The organism is Streptomyces sp. NPDC041124 (genome assembly GCF_055592385.1).
Genome location: NZ_JBVIYR010000011.1, coordinates 226,577 through 243,087, shown reverse-complemented (window position 1 = coordinate 243,087; position 16,511 = coordinate 226,577). Strand labels below are relative to the sequence as shown.

The following is a 16,511-nucleotide window of genomic DNA, read 5'->3' as shown; positions in this document are numbered from 1 at the left end:
GCTCAAAGGATGACGACTTCCGTGACCTCCGGAACGGGCGGCCCGACCGAGAACTCCCTGCGCCGTGCGCTCAGACGCGCCCGGGACGGCGTCTCCCTGGACGTCACCGAGGCCGCCGTCCTGCTCCAGGCGCGCGGTGCGCACCTGGAGGACCTCTCCGCGTCGGCCGCCCGGGTCCGCGACGCGGGGCTGGAGGCGGCGGGACGGCCCGGGGTCATCACGTACTCCAAGAGCGTCTTCGTGCCGCTGACCCGGCTGTGCCGGGACAAGTGCCACTACTGCACGTTCGTCACCGTGCCCGGCAAGCTGCGCCGGGCCGGGCACGGGATGTTCATGTCGCCGGACGAGGTGCTGGACATCGCCCGCAAGGGGGCAGCCGCCGGCTGCAAGGAAGCCCTCATCACCCTCGGTGACAAGCCCGAGGACCGCTGGCCCGAGGCGCGCGAGTGGCTCGACGCGCACGGGTACGACGACACGATCGCCTACGTGCGGGCCGTCTCCATCCGCATCCTGGAGGAGACCGGGCTGCTGCCCCACCTCAACCCGGGCGTCATGAGCTGGACGGACTTCCAGCGGCTGAAGCCGGTCGCCCCGTCCATGGGCATGATGCTGGAGACCACCGCGACCCGCCTGTGGTCCGAGCCCGGCGGCCCCCACCACGGCTCCCCGGACAAGGAGCCGGCCGTGCGGCTGCGGGTCCTGGAGGACGCGGGCCGCTCCTCGGTCCCCTTCACCTCCGGCGTCCTCATCGGCATCGGCGAGACGTACGAGGAGCGTGCGGAGTCCCTGTTCGCGCTGCGCAAGGTGTCCCGGGCGCACCACGGCATCCAGGAACTGATCATCCAGAACTTCCGCGCCAAGCCGGACACCGCGATGCGCGGCATGCCGGACGCGGAACTGGACGAACTGGTCGCCACCGTCGCCGTGGCCCGGCTCGTCCTCGGCCCCTCCGCCTGTCTCCAGGCCCCGCCGAACCTGGTCGACTCCGAGTACGGGCGGCTGATCGCGGCCGGCATCGACGACTGGGGCGGCGTCTCCCCGCTCACCATCGACCACGTCAACCCCGAGCGCCCCTGGCCGCAGATCGAGGACCTGGCCGAGAAGTCCCGGGCGGCCGGCTTCGAACTGCGCGAACGGCTCTGCGTCTACCCGGAGTTCGTGCGGCGCGGTGAACCCTGGCTGGACCCGCGGCTGCGTCCGCACGTCGCCGCCCTCGCCGACCCGGAGACGGGACTGGCGCGCCCGGACGCGCTCCCCGCGGGGCTGCCCTGGCAGGAGCCGGACGAGGCGTTCACCGCGACGGGCCGCACCGACCTGCACCGCACCATCGACACCGAGGGCCGCAGCGCCGACCGCCGCGACGACTTCGACGAGGTGTACGGCGACTGGGAGGCGCTGCGCGAGGCCGCCGCCCCGGGAATGGTCCCCGAGCGCATCGACACCGACGTCCGCGAGGCGCTGCGCACGGCGGCCGACGACCCGACGCGGCTCACCGACGCGGAGGCGCTCGCGCTGCTGCACGCCGACGGCCCGGCGCTGGACGCCCTGTGCCGCGTGGCCGACGACGTGCGCAAGTCCGTGGTGGGCGACGAGGTCACCTACATCGTCACCCGCAACATCAACTTCACCAACGTCTGCTACACCGGCTGCCGCTTCTGCGCCTTCGCCCAGCGCCGCACGGACGCCGACGCGTACACCCTCTCCCTGGACCAGGTCGCCGACCGCGCACAGCAGGCGTGGGACGTCGGCGCGGTGGAGGTCTGCATGCAGGGCGGCATCCACCCCGACCTGCCCGGCACCGCGTACTTCGACATCGCGAAGGCGGTGAAGGAACGCGTCCCCGGCCTGCACGTGCACGCCTTCTCCCCGATGGAGGTGGTGAACGGCGCGAGCCGCACCGGCCTGTCCATCCGCGAGTGGCTGACGGCGGCGAAGGAGGCCGGCCTGGACACGATCCCCGGCACGGCGGCGGAGATCCTCGACGACGAGGTCCGCTGGATCCTGACCAAGGGCAAGCTGCCGGCGGCGACCTGGATCGAGGTGGTGACCACGGCCCACGAGCTGGGCATCCGCTCCTCCTCGACGATGATGTACGGCCATGTCGACCAGCCCCGGCACTGGCTCGGGCACCTGCGCACCCTGGCGGACATCCAGCGGCGCACCGGGGGCTTCACGGAGTTCGTGACGCTGCCCTTCGTGCACACCAACGCCCCGGTCTACCTGGCCGGCATCGCCCGCCCGGGCCCGACGGTCCGCGACAACCGCGCGGTCACGGCGATGGCGCGGCTGCTGCTGCACCCGCACATCCCGAACATCCAGACGAGCTGGGTGAAACTGGGCGCGGAGGGCGCGGCGGAGATGCTGCGCTCCGGGGCCAACGACCTCGGCGGCACCCTCATGGAGGAGACCATCTCGCGGATGGCGGGCTCCTCCTACGGCTCCTACAAGTCGGTCAAGGACCTGATCGCGGTCGCGGAGGCGGCGGGCCGTCCGGCGAAGCCGCGCACCACCCTGTACGGCGAGGTCCCCGAGGAGCGCCGTCGCGCGGCGGAGGCCTCGGACGGCCACCTGCCGGAGCTGCTGCCGGTGCTGGACTGAGCCGGGTGCCGGGCTGGGACGGGTGCTGGACTGAGCCGGGTGCCGGGCTGGGACGGGCGTCGGACCGCGACGGGCACCGGCCGCGCGGGCAGTAGGATGATCCGACGCGCGTTCGGGACCCGTAGCTGAGGAGTACGTACCGGTGTCTGCCCGTCTTCCTTCGTGGGCCTGGGTGACCGGCCTGACCACGGGCGCGATAGCCGCGGTGGCGGTCCTGGCCGTCCAGGCGGACCAGGGGCCGAAACCCACCGCCGCCGCGAGCCGGCCCAGCGCCTCGGCGACGGCGGACCCGAAGCCCTCCGCCGCACCGGAGGAGGAGAAACCGGCGGCCGTCCCGGCCGACTCGGGCACGGGCCGCCGGATCGTGTACTCCCTGGACCAGAAGCGCGTGTGGCTGGTCGACGCCAGCGACGCCGCCCGCCGCTCCTTCGCGGTGTGGCCGGGCACGGTCTCCCCGGACCCGGGCTCCTACACGATCGGCACCCGCACGGAGGCCACCACCGGCAGCGACGGCGTGCAGGTCGAGCACATCATGTACTTCGCCGCCAAGTCCGGCGTCTCCGTCGCGTTCTCCAACGCGGTCGACGGCTCCTCGCCCCCGCCCGCCGCCCCGGACGCCAAGACCGGCGGCATCCGCGTGGGCAAGGACGACGGCAAGGCCCTGTGGACCTTCGGCACGGCGGGCACGTCGGTACGGGTCGTCGAGTAGCGGGACGGGACGGGGTCCGCCGGGACACGGGGGAGGGGGCGTCCGCGTGGCGCAGGCACGGCTGACGATGCAGCAGATCGTCCAACAGCGCCGGCGCGCGGGGCTCGTGGCCCGCGCCGCCGAACGCGAACTGTTCCGGGCGAACTTCGACTCGGCGCCCGGGGAGACGGGCCACCGCTTCCTGTTCCACGTGCACGGCAACGCGGGCGTCGGAAAGACCCGCCTGCTCAGGGAGTTCGAGCACATCGCCCGGGAGCGCGGCGCCCTCACGTCGTACGTCGACGCGGGCGTGGACGGCATCCCGGAGGCGCTGGCCGAGATGTGCCGGCAGTTCGCGGCGCAGGGGCACCGGTTCAAGGAACTGGAGCGGCTCCTGGCCGCCCACCGCGAACGCCGCCACGAGGCCGAGACGGCAGCCCTCGCCGCGCTGGCGCCCGAGCCCGACGGGGCGCCGTCCGCCGGGAGCATGGCGGTCGCCCGGGCCGGACTGGCGGGCCTGGGACTCATCCCCGGCGCCGGTGCCTTCGCCGCCGTCATCGACCCGGCCCACCTGGCCCAGGGCGCCGACCGGTTGCGTGCCGGCCTGAGCGCTCGCTTCCGCAGCCACGAGGACGTCCAGCTCGTCCTCTCCCCGGAGAGCGTCCTCACCCCCGTCCTGGCGGGCGAACTGAACGGCGTCGCCACCGACGTCCCGTGGATCGTGCTGTTCTTCGACACCTACGAGCGCACCGGCCCCTTCCTCGACGCGTGGCTGCACGACGTCATGACCAGCGAACGCCACGGCGCCTTCCCCGCCACGGTCGTCGTCGTCACCGCCGGGCAGCGGCCCCCCGTCACGGCCCGCTGGGGCGGCTTCGCGGACTTCATGACCACCCTGCCGCTCCGGCCGTTCACCGAGGCGGAGTCGCGGGGGCTGCTCGCCGGCCGGGGCATCACGGCGGAACCGGTCGTCGCCGAGGTGCTGCGGCTGACCGGCGGTCTGCCGGTGCTCGTCTCCATGCTCGCCGGCGCCGGCCCCACCGGCCCCGACGAGGTTCCGGACCCCAGCGCCACCGCCGTGGAACGGTTCCTGAAGTGGGAGGCGCACCCGGTGCGCAGGGCCGCCGCGCTCGCGGGCGCGCTGCCGCGCCGGCTGGACGCGGACGTGTTCCGCGTGGCGGCCGACTGCGAAGGGGAACAGCTCGACGAGCTGTACGCCTGGGTGAGCGGCCTGCCGTTCGTCGACGAGCACGGGGGCCGGCTGCGCTACCACGACGTCGTGCGCGCCCCGATGCTGCGGTTCCAGCGCGGGCGCTCACCGCGCGGCTGGGTGGAACGCCAGCGCCGGCTGGCCGAGCTCTTCGGGCAGTGGCGCGGGGAGACGGAGGCCGGACGGGACGCCGGGCGGCTGTGGGCCGACGAGGAGTGGCGGGAGCTGCGGCTGGCCGAGTCCTACCACCTCCTGTGTACCCGGGACCGGCAGGCGCTGCCCGAGGTGCTGCGGGACCTCGTCGAGGCGTGCGACCAGGGCGAGGCCGTCGCCGGGCACTGGGTGCGGGCCCTCCAGGACGCCGGACGGGACGCCGAACTGGCCGAGGCGGCCGCGTGGGGACAGGAACTGGCGGCGGCGCTCGGGCAGGGCGGTACCGGGGCCGTCCTGGACCGGCTGGTGGGGGGCGTGCGGCGCCGCAGGCTCTCGGGGGCCGCCGCGCGGCCCCCGGGCGGGAGACCGGCGGGCGCCTCCGGGACCGACCCGGGCAGGACCCTCGCAGGACCCGTACCGGCCGGGGCCCGGCCGGGGAGTGCGCCCGTCGGCCGTCCGGCCGGGGCGGACGCACGGTACCTGACACCGGCGGAGCTGCCGGCGCAGGTGCGGCTGCGGGTGCACCGGGGCCGGGCCGTCACCCTGGCCGCACAGCAGGACTACGGCGGCGCGGTGGCCCACCTGACGTGTGCCGAGGCCCTGGCACCGCAGGATGCGGGAATCGTCGCGGAGAAGGGGGAGTGCCTGCGGGCCATGGGGGCCCACGCCCGGGCCCTGCCGGAGCTGGAGCGCGCGGTCCGGCTCGACCCGGCCCACGCGTACGCCTGGGCCTCCCTCGGCGCCACCCGCCTCGCCCTCGGCGACCCGGTCGCCGCGAACACGGCGCTGACCCGCGCACTGCGCCTGAGGCCCGACTACTTCTGGGCGCTGCTCCGCCGGGCCAGGGCGTCTCGCGAGCTGGGCGCCCACGCCGACCGCCTCGCCGACCTGGACCGGGCCGTCGCCCTGCAGCCCGACTCCCCGTGGGCCCACTGTGAACGCGGCGACGCCCTGCGCGCCGCGGGCCGGGACGAGGAGGCCCTCGCCGCGTACGACCTCGCCCTGTCCCTCGATCCCGACTACGCGTCGGCGTACGCGAGCCGGGGCGTCGCCCGCCACCGCCTCGGCCGCACCGCGGAAGCCCTGGCCGACCTCGACCGCGCCCTGGAGATCGACCCCTCCTACGCCTGGGCGCGCACCCAGCGGGACACGGTCGTACGCCACCGGGACGGCTGATACCGGCGCCATCCGAGCAACCGGGGCACCTGTCGCATACCCGCCCGCCCCCTGAACCGGCCGTCCGCGTTCGATTACAGTGCTCGGCGTCGTACGTACGGACGGTCCCCGGGAGGTCTTGGTGGCTGGTACTGCCGGGCCCGTGTGGGGGCGCCGTGAGCAGCAGGACTTCCGCAGCAGGGTGCGTGGGACGCTGCTGGGGGTGGCCGTCGGGGACGCGCTGGGCGCGCCGGTCGGCGGCCTGGGGATCGACGCGATCCGCCGGGCGCACGGCGCGGAGGGCGTCACCGGCCTCGCCCCCGCCTACGGGCGGCGCGGTGCCGTCACCCACCACACGCAGCTCACCCTGTTCTCCGTCGACGGGCTGATCCGCGCCCAGGTGCGGCGTGACACCGGCGCCTGGCATCCGCCGACCGACCTGCACCGGGCGTACCTGCGCTGGGCCACCACCCAGCGGGACTGGGGCCCGGACGAGCGGCGGGGGGACGACGGCTGGCTGGCGCGGGAGGAGTGGCTGTACGCCCGCCGGGACCCCGCCCGGGCGCTGCTGCTCGGGCTCGGTGACGAGATCATGGGGACGCTGGAGGCGCCCAAGAGCCCCGGTGAGGCCGGCCCGGAGGCCGCCGCGCGGTCCGCGCCCTTCGGGCTGCTCGTCGGCTGGGAGCCGCAGCTCGTCGCCCAGCTCGCCGTGGAGTGCGCGGCGCAGACCCACGGCCATCCGGTCGGCCACCTCGCGGCGGGCGGGTACGCCGTCATCGTGCACGCGCTGGCCCGCGGGGAGAGCCTGGACGCGGCCGTGCAGCGCGCGCTCGCGCTGCTGGCCGCGCGGCCGGGACACCAGCCGGTCAGCGACGCGCTCCAGCAGGCGCTGGGCGCCGTGCGGCAGGGGATGCCCGGCCCGGAGCGGGTCACGGAGCTGGTCGGGAACGCCACCGCCGACGGACTGCTCGCCGCCGCCGTGTACTGCGCGCTGGTGGCGGAGGACGTGCGGCACGGTCTGTGTCTCGCCGTCAACCACGACGGGCCCAGCGCCGCCGCCGGTGCGCTGACCGGCGGCCTGCTCGGGGCGCTGCACGGCGAGACGGCCCTTCCCCCGGCCTGGCTGGCCGAGCTGGAGGGCCGCCCCACGATGCTGGAACTCGCCGACGACTTCGCCATGGAGATGACCCAGGGTCCCGCCCTCCACGGCCCCGCCGGCTCCTGCCCGGCCTGGCTCACCCGCTACCCACGGGGCGCCCAGAGGTGCCCTTGAGGGGCGCGGGGAACCGCGCGAACGGGGGTCTGGGGGCGCAGCCCCCGGGGACGGGACGGGAAGGGGCGGCGGGGGCGAGATCCCGAGAGCCCTCCACCTCCGACTCTCCCCCCGGCCCCCGCCTCAGTCCCTGGCGGGAGCCGGGGCGTGCTCCTCCCCCCGGGACGGCACCGCCGCCCCGGCCGCCCCCGCCCCACCGTCGTCATCGGTGTTGACCCGGTCGATGATCGCCACCCGCTCCGGCGTGTCCTCCGGCTTCGCGAAGCCGATCAGGACGTACAGGATCAACGAGACCGCCAGCGGCACGGAGACCTGGTACTCCAGCGGCACACCGCCGTCGACGGCCCAGTGGATCGGGTAGTTGACCAGCCAGAAGGCGAGCAGGCCCAGCCCCCAGCTGATGAGCGCCGCCGTGGGGCCGGAGCGGCGGAACGGACGCAGCAGTCCCAGCATCATGGGGATGGCGATCGGGCCCATCAGGCCGGCCACCCACTTGATGACGACCGTGATGATGTCCTTGAACGTGGGCGAGTCGACCTGGGTGGCGACCGCCATGGACAGGCCGAGGAAGACCACCGTGGTCACGCGGGCCGCGATCAGGCCCGACCGCTCGCCCCACGCCCGCGCCCGCGCGGACAGCACCGGCGCCACGTCGCGGGTGAAGACCGCCGCGATGGCGTTGGCGTCCGAGGAGCACATGGCCATCGTGTGGGAGAAGAAGCCGACGATGACCAGACCCAGCAGCCCGTGCGGCAGCAGCTGTTCGGTCATCAGGGCGTAGGAGTCCGAGCCGTCCGTCTTCTGCGACTCCACCAGCAGCGGCGACATCCACATCGGGAAGAACAGGATCACCGGCCAGACCAGCCACAGCACCGCCGACAGCCGTGCCGAGCGCTCCGCCTCGCGGGGGGTGGGGGTGGCCATGTAGCGCTGGGCCTGGTTGAGCATGCCGCCGTTGTACTCGAACAGCTTGATGAAGAGGAACGCCAGCAGGAAGACCGTGCCGTACGGTCCGACCAGCGGCTCGCCGTGCCCCTGGAGTTCGGGCTCGTCCCAGGCGCCGAAGAAGCCGCCGTGGTCGCCGAGTTCGAGCACCACCGCGACGAACATCGTCAGGCCGGCCAGCAACTGGATGATGAACTGGCCGAGTTCCGTCAGTGCGTCCGCCCACAGGCCGCCGATGGTGCAGTAGACCGCCGTGACGACACCGGTGATGAGGATGCCCTGGTTGAGCGAGACACCGGTGAACACCGACAGCAGGGTGGCGATCGCGGCCCATTTCGCGCCCACGTCCACGATCTTCAGCAGCATGCCGGACCAGGCGAGCGCCTGCTGGGTCTTCAGGTCGTAGCGGTTCTTCAGGTACTCCAGCGGCGAGGCGACGTGGAGCCGGGAGCGCAGCCGGTTGATGCGCGGGGCGAACAGCTTGGAGCCGATGGCGATGCCGAAGGCGATGGGGAAGGACCAGGTGACGAAGGACGTCACCCCGTAGGTGTAGGCGATGCCGGCGTACCCGGTGAACATCACCGCGCTGTAGCCCGACATGTGGTGGGAGATGCCGGAGAGCCACCAGGGCATCTTGCCGCCGGCCGTGAAGAAGTCGCTGACGTTGTCCACCCGCTTGTGCGACCAGACACCGATGGCGACCATCACGGCGAAGTAGCCGATGAGAACCGCCCAGTCGAGACCGTTCATGTCCCCCCTTCCAGGGTCCTCCTTGTGAACGCCGCTCAGCTGGTTGGCACTTCGCCTGAGCGGGGTAGGGACATGGCGGGCCGCGAAGTGCCCGCTCATCGTGGTGGCGAGGGCGCGGGCGCGACAAGGAAGCGTCGGGTCAAGAGCGGGTAAAGTCGTCCGTATGGCTGATAAGTGTTCAGCTATGTGAACGCCCGGAAGCTGCGCGGGATCCGTGCCGGGGATGTCGTCGTCTCGTCCGGGCCGACCCGGTCAGCGCAGTTCGTCGGGGCAGGGCGTGCCCCGGTCCCACTTGTACGGAGCCGCCAGGCGGTAGATCCCCGGCTCGGGCGCCAGCAGCATCGTCCACCGGTCGCCGTCGGCATCCTCCTCCGTCTCCATCAGGCAGCCGTGGACGTTCTCGTACGTCTTCGGCTCACCCTCGGCACGGTCCTCGGACTCCTCCGTCTCCTGCGGCGGCTCCAGCGCCTTGCCGTCGGCGTCGACGAGGCCCAGCCACGGCGAGTACGGCATGCGGATCAGGATCCGGCCCGCCTTCTCCACCCGCAGCGTCCACTCGCCCTGATCGGCCCGCTCCACCACCGTGTTCGGCTCCGCGAGCGGGGTCGGCTCGTCCACCGCGAACAGCTGCCAGTTCGCGTCGCCCCAGATCTGCTTCAGGTACGGCAGCCCGCGCTGCACCAGCTCACGCTCCCGCTGGCCCCCGTCACCGTCCGGCTCGTCCTTGGGCAGCACCACGAAGTGCACGCCCCAGCGCTTGAGCCACTCCCGGTAGTTCGCCGAGTTGAGGGTGTCGTCGTAGAAGAGCGGGTTGCGTTCCATGTCGGCCTGCCGGTTCCAGCCGCGGGCCAGGTTGACGTACGGGGCGAGGGCGGACGCCTCACGGTGCGAGCGGGCCGGTACGACCTCCACCCGGCCACGCCCGGCGCCGACCTCCTGCAGTTCGTTCACCAGCGGCGCCAGCTCGCGCGCCCACGACGCGCGGGGCGTGGTGTGCACGACGTCGTCGACCGACTTGAAGCCGATCCAGCCGGTGAAGCCGGCGATCGCGACGACGATCGCGTACCACTTGCGGGACTTCGGCACCGCGAACGGCAGCGCCGCCACCAGCGCCACACCGCCGAACAGCATCGCCAGCCGCGTCATGTTCGACCCGATCTGCGAACTGATCAGCCACACCAGCACGATCCCCAGCCCGTACACCGCGGACGTGATCCGCACGGTCTTCCACTCCGCGGGGACCAGGACGCAGACCAGGACCGAGTACAGCAGCGGCAGGACCACCGAGCCGACGCCCATCGGCTGCGTGCCCGAGAACGGGAACAGCCACGCCGACACCGCCACCACCGCGGTGGGCGCCAGGCCCAGCGCCCACGCGCCCGGTAGCCGCTTCTGCAGGAACAGCGCGACCGCCACCAGACCCACGAACAGGCCCGCGACCGGCGAGGCCATGGTCGCCAGCGCCGCCAGCGGGGCCGCGCACAGGGCCTTCGCCCAGCGCTTGTAGCGCCACCGGTACGGCCAGCAGAAGACCACGGCGACCGCGCCGAGCGCGAACATCGTGCCGAGCCCGTACGTCACCCGCCCCGAGGCGGCGTTGCACAGCAGCGCGAACACCCCGGCCAGGGCCGCCCACAGCGGATTGCGCACGGCCCGGCTGCGCATCAGGACCAGGGTCAGCAGCCCCGCCGACACCGTCCCCGCGATCATCATCGTCGTCCGCACCCCGAGGAGCGACATCAGGTACGGCGACACCACGCTGTACGACACCGGGTGCATCCCGCCGTACCAGGCGAGGTTGTACGCGGAGTCCGGGTGCCGGCCGACGAACTCGGCCCACGCGTCCTGCGCGGCGAGGTCGCCGCCGCTGTTGGCGAAGGTGAAGAACCAGACGATGTGCAGCAGGCCGGCGAGCGCGGTGACGGACAGCACGGGGTGCCGCAGCATGCGGGCGCGCACGGCGAGGACGGCGGTCATGAAGGCGCCGCGGGTGCCGTCGCCGCCCCGCGGAGGCATGTCAGGGCCGTCGGGGGACGGACGCCGTGACCCGGCCGCGGGTATTCGCGGACCGGTGGATTCCCGGGCGTCGGATCGCGGACCCACGGATCCCGGACCCGGATCGGCGTCGTCGGCGCGTGTCGGCTCCGCTGTGGCCACCTGAAGGCACTCCCCGTGTCCCGTTCCCTGCCCGTTCCTGCCCGTTCCTGCCCGTTTCGTGACGCTAGCACGCACCCCGCCGACCGTCGCCCGGGGTGGGCGTCGGCCCGCGGGGTGCGGGTGTGCTGCGCCGGTCCCGCCTCAGGTGAGGCGGGTCAGCCTGTCCGTGAAGCCGGGCTCCACGAGGTCCTTCTGGAGGGCCACCGGGACCTTGACGGCACTGCTCGTCCCGTCACCCACGGTGAGCGTGCCCACCTTCGTGCCCGCCTTCGCCGTGCGCGGCAGCTCGTCCGCGGCGAACGTCAGCTTCACCGACAGGCCCGCCCAGCCGACGGCCTTGACGTCCTCGGTGACGGCGACGGGCGTACGGCCGCCGAGACCGTCGTCCGCGTACCCGACGACGGTGCCCTTCTTCAGGATGGTCGCCGACTCCAGCGCGCCCTGCGCGGCCCGGATCAGGTCGTCGCCCGCGGTGAGGGCGGCGGACAGGATGGTGTTGTCCTTGCCGCCCGCGGGCTGGCGGACCACGGCGCCGACGACGGTCCGGGTCTCCCCGCCGACCTCCTTCTTCGCGGCGAACACGAGGTTGCCGAGCGCGGAGGTGGTGGTGCCGGTCTTGATGCCGACGACGTTGTTGTGGCCGACCAGCTGGTTCCAGTTGGAGTGGTTCACACCCTTGTAGTCGTCGTACGACATCATCGCCGCGACCTCGCGGAACGCGGGCTGCTTCATGGCCTCCTTGGCCAGCTTCACCTGGTCCACGGCCGTGCTCACGGTGGTGTCGTTCAGACCCGAGGGGTCGGTGTACGTCGTGTCGGTCATGCCGAGGTCCTTCGCGGCCTCGTTCATCTTCTCCACGAACGCCTTCTCGGACCCCGCGTCCCAGCGGGCGAGGAGCCGCGCCACGTTGTTCGCGGACGCGATCAGGACGGACTCGATCGCCTCCCGCTGGGAGATCTCGTCGCCCGCGGTGACGTTGACGGTCGACTCCTGGCCGGCGTCGGACTGCTGCTCCGCGAGCTCGTCGATCTTGAGCATCGGGCCCTCGGCGCCGCTCTTCAGCGGGTGGTCGCGCAGGATCACGTACGCCGTCATGACCTTGGCGACACTGGCGATCGGGACGGGCTTCTGCTCACCGGAGGAGCCGAACGTGCCGATGCCCTGCACGTCGAGCGCGGCCTGTCCGGCGGCCGGCCACGGGATGTCGGGCTTGCCGCCCTCGAAGGTGTAGCTGTCCTCGGCGGTCAGCTCGAGCGTGGGTGCGGGGAGCGGACGGATGTTCTGTACGACCGCGAAGACGATCACCAGCAGGACGACCAGCGGCGTCCAGATCTTCACCCGCCGCACGGCCGTCCGCAGCGGGGTCTGCGGGGGCGGCGGGGTGTTGGTCAGTTCCGCGAGCAGGTCCAGCGGCGGCTTGGGCGGCAGCGGCTGCTGCGTCGTCCGCTCCGGGCCGACCTGCGGGAGCGAGGTGGTGGCCTCGGCGGGCGCCACGGTGCGCAGCGCGGTGGTGGCGTCGGCGGCGGGCGGGGGCTTGCGGACGGCGGGGTCGTCGAAGTCCTTCAGCGCGACGAACTTGCTGGTCCGCTCGGCTTCCCGCTCGGGCTCGGCCTTGCGCTCGGTGTCGGGTTCGGCGTCGCCCAGCTTGAGCATGGTGGTGGGCTGGTCGACGGCGGGCTTCCGGGTCCGGAAGACGGCGGTCGGCTGGTCGACGGAACGCTTGCCGCCCTCGCCCCCGGTGCCGCCCCCATCGGCCCTGTCCTCACCGTCGCCGCCATCGGCGTCGTCCCCGCGCTCGCGCGACTTCGCCCCGCCGTCCGCGGACGCACCGCGCGCGGCCGGAACCGCCCCGCCGGCCCCCTCGGCCGCAGCCGCACGGCCGCCCCCGGACGCGGCGTCCGCCCCGGCGCCGCCGGAGGCGCTGTCCGTCCCGGCGTCCTCGGCGGCCCGGCCCTCGGGCAGCTCCTCCGTACCGCTGTCCTCGGACGCGGCGTCCGCCGCCGCGTCCGCAGCGGCCTCACCGGAGGCGCTGCCCCCGGCGGTGCCCGTTGCGGCGTCCCGCGAGGCACTGCCCTCCGGCAGGTCCGCCCCGGTGTCCTCGGCGGTGCTGACCTCGGCGGCCTCCGTCTCGGCGTCCTCGGAGGCCCCGCCGTCGGCGGTGTCGGTGCCGGCACGCTCTGAGGCGTCGCCATCGGCCTCGTCCGCGCGCGTGCCCTCGGTCCCGCCGTCGGCGGCCGGGTCCTCGTCCGAACCCCCGGAAGCGCCCTCGGCGGCGCCGCTCCCGGCGGTGTCGGCGTCCTCGGGGGCGCCGCTCGTGTCCGTGGGGGCGTCCCCGGAGGCGTCGACCGGGGCCGGGGCCGCCCCGGTGTCCTCGGGCGTGCTGCCCTCGGCCGGGTCCGGCTCGGCGCCCTCGGAGGTGCCGTCGCCGCCCGCCGCCGTACCCGTACCGGCGGCGCCACTCGCGGCGGTGCCGGTGTCCCTGGAGGCGCTGCCCCCGGCGGTGTCCGCGTCGTCGGAGGCCGCGTCCGCCGCCTCCGGAGCCGCCGCGGCGGTACCGGTGTCGGTGTCGGTGTCGCGCTCGTCCCCGTCGGTGTCCCGTCCGGCGTCACCCTTCAGGTCCTCGCCCGGCTCCGCCGAGCGGACCCAGGCGGCCACGGCCTCGCGCAGCCGGCCGTCACCCCCGGCGGGGGAGCTGCCCTCACCCTCCGCAGGAGTCCTGCCCTCAGCCGGAGTCTCGTCCTCGCCCTCCGCCGGAGAGGCGTCGGGTACCGACAGCACCCGGGTGGCCGTGTCCGCGGTGCCGCGGGGCTCGGAGGGGGCGGCGTCGCGCGCCACCGCCAGTCGGGGATCCCGCTTCCCGGGAACCGGACCCGCGCTCCCCGACGTCGGTTCTGCCGACGACTCGCGCTGCTTCGACCTGTCGGGGGACTCGCCCGCCACCGATGCCTCCTCCATGCGCCGCACGCCCCGCGTGCGCCATCCGAACCGTGAACCGCCCGCCCGCGACAGCGCTCCACGGTGCTGTCCGAACCATGTACCAGTGTCCTGTGTGCGGGCCTGCCCCACGTGGTAGACGAGAACGACATACCTACCGGTTCCCTTACGAACCGGTCACGTGCTCTCGACAGACCAATGTGAGAGGGGTCACCCTGTCAGACATCCACGCGGGGAGGCATGGATGGGCAGGAGCCGCAGAACACTTCCGGAGGAGCTTCTGCTGCTGGCACTGGACCCGACCACGGGTACCACTGCACAGCCGCAGTCGCTCGACCTCGGTCTGGCCGGAGCGCAGCTAGTGGAGCTGGCGCTGGCCGGACGGATAGCCCCAGACGGGGATCGTATCGCCGTGGTGGTGCCACGGCCGACTGGAGACCCAACACTGGACTGCGCGTTGGAGTTGCTGCGAAGGCGCGGCGCTCCGGTACGGGCGGTCCACTGGATCGGCGGGCCGCGTCTCGGGCTGCGCCAGACCTACCTCTCGCATCTGGAGCGGTGCGGCATGGTGCATGCCGTGGCCGGACAGATGTGCGGGGTGCTGCCGACGACTCGCTACCAGGCGACGGACACCGAGATCAGCCGGGAGATCAAGGCCCGGCTGGACTCCGCGATCCGCACCGGCGTCCCGCCGGACCCGCGGACCGCGGCGCTCGCCGCACTGGCGCACGCGGTGGGTCTCGGCAAGCACCTGTACCCGGGGAACGAGGGACGCTCCTCGCGTTCCCGGTTGCGGGACCTGATCCGGCACGACCCGATGGGCGGACTCGTCGCGCACGCGGTGATGGACGTCCAGAACGGCGCGGCGGCCCAGCCGCGGCGCGGCTCCGCCCCGGCAGGCCGGCAGGCCCCCGCCGGCGGCAGGGGCGCACCGGAACCCGCCCGTGGCGTTCCGGCGCAACCGCACCGGGGATCCATGGCACGCGCCGTGGCCCACTGAGCCGTACGTCCCCAGGGCCGAACGGCGCGGCGAGCACGGATCCGATGTACCGCAGAGCCCGGTCACGGGAGCCGCTGTCCGAGCGGGGCGGAGAACGCACCGGCGTCCTCCGCCCCGCTCGGCGTGACCCCGGCCGGCCCCAACTCCCTCCACCCGTCCGTGGAGTGGCGTGTACCCGTCGTATATCCACCGTTTCCCAGCGGCAGGAAGCACCTTGGTGGCAGTCTGCTCATCAGCAGACACGCAAAGTGGTAAGTACGAGGCACACAGCCGGAGGTGCACGTCCCGTGGCGTCCCATGTCAATCCCACCGTCAGGCGCCGCCGGCTCGGCCAGGAGCTGCGCAGGCTCCGGGAGCTCAAGGGCATGACGGCCGAGGAGGTGGCGGAGCGACTGCTGGTCTCGCAGTCGAAGATCAGCCGCCTGGAGAACGGCAGGCGCAGCATCAGCCAGCGCGACGTGCGCGACCTGTGCGGGGTGTACGAGGTCGAGGACACCCGAATGGTCGAGTCGCTGATGCAGATGGCCAAGGACTCCCGCCAGCAGGGCTGGTGGCACGCCTTCGGCGACATCCCGTACAGCGTCTACATCGGTCTGGAGACCGACGCGGAGTCGCTGCGCGTCTACGAACCGCAGATCATCACCGGCCTGTTGCAGACCCGCGCGTACGCCGAGGCGATCGTCCAGGGCGGCTCGCCGGAGTCCACCGAGCAGGAGAACGACCGGCGGGTCGAGGTGCGGCTGCGCCGGCAGAGCCGGATCACCGCCGACGCCGAGCCGCTGCGCCTGTGGGTGGTGCTCGACGAGGCGTCCCTGCACCGGGTGGTCGGCAGCCGCGAGGTGATGCGCGAACAGCTGGAGCACGTCATGGAGCTGAGCCAGCTGCCGCACATCACCGTGCAGGTGCTGCCGTTCGAGGTCGGGGCGCACGCCGGGATCAACGGCCAGTACTCGATCCTGGAGTTCGCCGACGCCGCCGATTCGAGCGTGGTGTACATCGAGGGCGTCACCAGCGACCTGTACCTGGAGAAGCCGCACGACGTGCAGAAGTACACGGTGATGTACGAGCACCTGCGGGCGCAGTCGCTGAACGTGGAGCAGTCCCGTCAGCTGGTGGAACGCCTCGCGAAGGACTACGCACGCTGACACGCCGTCAGGCGCGGGGGGCGGAAGGCTACACCGCTGACGTGCCTGACTGGAAGTGGCGCCTGGGATATGCCATCCAGACGAGTGAACGACCGCTCCGAGAGACGATGGTGGCGAGTAGCGTCGATCACGCCAACCGCCAGTGGAGGTTGGCGCAATCCGTTCTGCGGGTCCATGCCGGAATGCGCAGGTCGGTGACAGCAACTCAGCATCTGGCTACGGAGCGAACATGGCAATTCGTCTGGGCGCCACGGAAACGTGGACGACGTCCTCCTACACCAACAACAACGGCGCGTGCGTGATGGTCAGGTCGACCACCGAGGCGGCGCTGGAGCTCGGGGACACCAAGGTCCCCGAGGGTCCCAAGCTGGCCTTCCCCGCGGACGCGTGGAGCGCCTTCGTGGCCACCGTCAAGGGCTGACGGCACCGGCGACCGGCACCGGCGACCGGCACCGTCACCCCCGCGGAGCCCTCTCGACCTGTCCGCCGTCCTCGCCGAGAGG

At 73.2% G+C, this 16,511-nt stretch carries 10 protein-coding genes; 7 read left to right on the top strand and 3 right to left on the bottom strand.

The window, feature by feature from the left end; genetic code table 11:
* Positions 1-9: 9 nt before the first annotated feature.
* The 4 genes from ACZ6A9_RS27785 to ACZ6A9_RS27770 all read left to right on the top strand — a co-directional run bounded on the left by ACZ6A9_RS27785 (position 10) and on the right by ACZ6A9_RS27770 (position 7,077).
* Positions 10-2,598 (top strand): bifunctional FO biosynthesis protein CofGH, encoded by a 2,589-nt coding sequence (locus ACZ6A9_RS27785; protein WP_468990555.1) that lies wholly within the window; start codon positions 10-12, stop codon positions 2,596-2,598.
* Positions 2,599-2,740: 142 nt separating this feature from the next.
* A complete protein-coding gene (locus ACZ6A9_RS27780; RefSeq protein ID WP_468990552.1) occupies positions 2,741-3,307 on the top strand; it encodes a hypothetical protein in 567 nt (188 codons plus the stop codon).
* Positions 3,308-3,374: 67 nt separating this feature from the next.
* The gene (locus tag ACZ6A9_RS27775) at positions 3,375-5,825 is read left to right on the top strand and encodes a tetratricopeptide repeat protein (protein ID WP_468990795.1); all 2,451 of its coding nucleotides are present in this window, start codon (positions 3,375-3,377) and stop codon (positions 5,823-5,825) included.
* Between the two features lie 121 nt (positions 5,826-5,946).
* A complete protein-coding gene (locus ACZ6A9_RS27770; protein ID WP_468990549.1) occupies positions 5,947-7,077 on the top strand; it encodes an ADP-ribosylglycohydrolase family protein in 1,131 nt (376 codons plus the stop codon).
* Positions 7,078-7,200: 123 nt separating this feature from the next.
* On the opposite strand, the gene ACZ6A9_RS27765 is transcribed toward ACZ6A9_RS27770, so the two are convergent.
* The 3 genes from ACZ6A9_RS27765 to ACZ6A9_RS27755 form a co-directional block, all read right to left on the bottom strand.
* Positions 7,201-8,772 carry a sodium:solute symporter family protein gene (locus ACZ6A9_RS27765; RefSeq protein WP_468990547.1) on the bottom strand — a complete coding sequence of 524 codons (1,572 nt, stop codon included), beginning with the start codon at positions 8,770-8,772 and terminating at the stop codon, positions 7,201-7,203.
* A gap of 252 nt (positions 8,773-9,024) precedes the next feature.
* A complete protein-coding gene (locus ACZ6A9_RS27760; protein WP_468990542.1) occupies positions 9,025-10,929 on the bottom strand; it encodes an MFS transporter in 1,905 nt (634 codons plus the stop codon).
* A gap of 141 nt (positions 10,930-11,070) precedes the next feature.
* Entirely contained in the window at positions 11,071-13,869 is a 2,799-nt protein-coding gene (locus ACZ6A9_RS27755) for a D-alanyl-D-alanine carboxypeptidase (RefSeq protein ID WP_468990539.1), read from the bottom strand.
* A 238-nt stretch (positions 13,870-14,107) separates the two neighbouring features.
* Here ACZ6A9_RS27755 and ACZ6A9_RS27750 point away from each other — a divergent pair, with 238 nt between their 5' ends.
* The 3 genes from ACZ6A9_RS27750 (at position 14,108) to ACZ6A9_RS27740 (ending at position 16,429) form a co-directional block, all read left to right on the top strand.
* Positions 14,108-14,863 carry a GOLPH3/VPS74 family protein gene (locus ACZ6A9_RS27750; protein ID WP_468990536.1) on the top strand — a complete coding sequence of 252 codons (756 nt, stop codon included), beginning with the start codon at positions 14,108-14,110 and terminating at the stop codon, positions 14,861-14,863.
* Between the two features lie 287 nt (positions 14,864-15,150).
* Entirely contained in the window at positions 15,151-16,008 is an 858-nt protein-coding gene (locus tag ACZ6A9_RS27745; protein ID WP_468990533.1) for a helix-turn-helix domain-containing protein, read from the top strand.
* A gap of 229 nt (positions 16,009-16,237) precedes the next feature.
* On the top strand, positions 16,238-16,429 hold the full coding sequence (locus ACZ6A9_RS27740) for a DUF397 domain-containing protein (protein ID WP_190100823.1): 192 nt from the start codon (positions 16,238-16,240) through the stop codon (positions 16,427-16,429).
* Positions 16,430-16,511: the final 82 nt, after the last annotated feature.

Bases quoted from the DNA above. Each gene is read 5' to 3' on its own strand.
- ACZ6A9_RS27740 (WP_190100823.1), top strand. From the start codon at position 16,238: ATGGCAATTCGTCTGGGCGCCACGGAAACGTGGACGACGTCCTCCTAC.
- ACZ6A9_RS27785 (WP_468990555.1), top strand. From the start codon at position 10: ATGACGACTTCCGTGACCTCCGGAACGGGCGGCCCGACCGAGAACTCC.
- ACZ6A9_RS27775 (WP_468990795.1), top strand. From the start codon at position 3,375: ATGCAGCAGATCGTCCAACAGCGCCGGCGCGCGGGGCTCGTGGCCCGC.
- ACZ6A9_RS27765 (WP_468990547.1), bottom strand. From the start codon at position 8,772: ATGAACGGTCTCGACTGGGCGGTTCTCATCGGCTACTTCGCCGTGATG.
- ACZ6A9_RS27750 (WP_468990536.1), top strand. From the start codon at position 14,108: ATGGGCAGGAGCCGCAGAACACTTCCGGAGGAGCTTCTGCTGCTGGCA.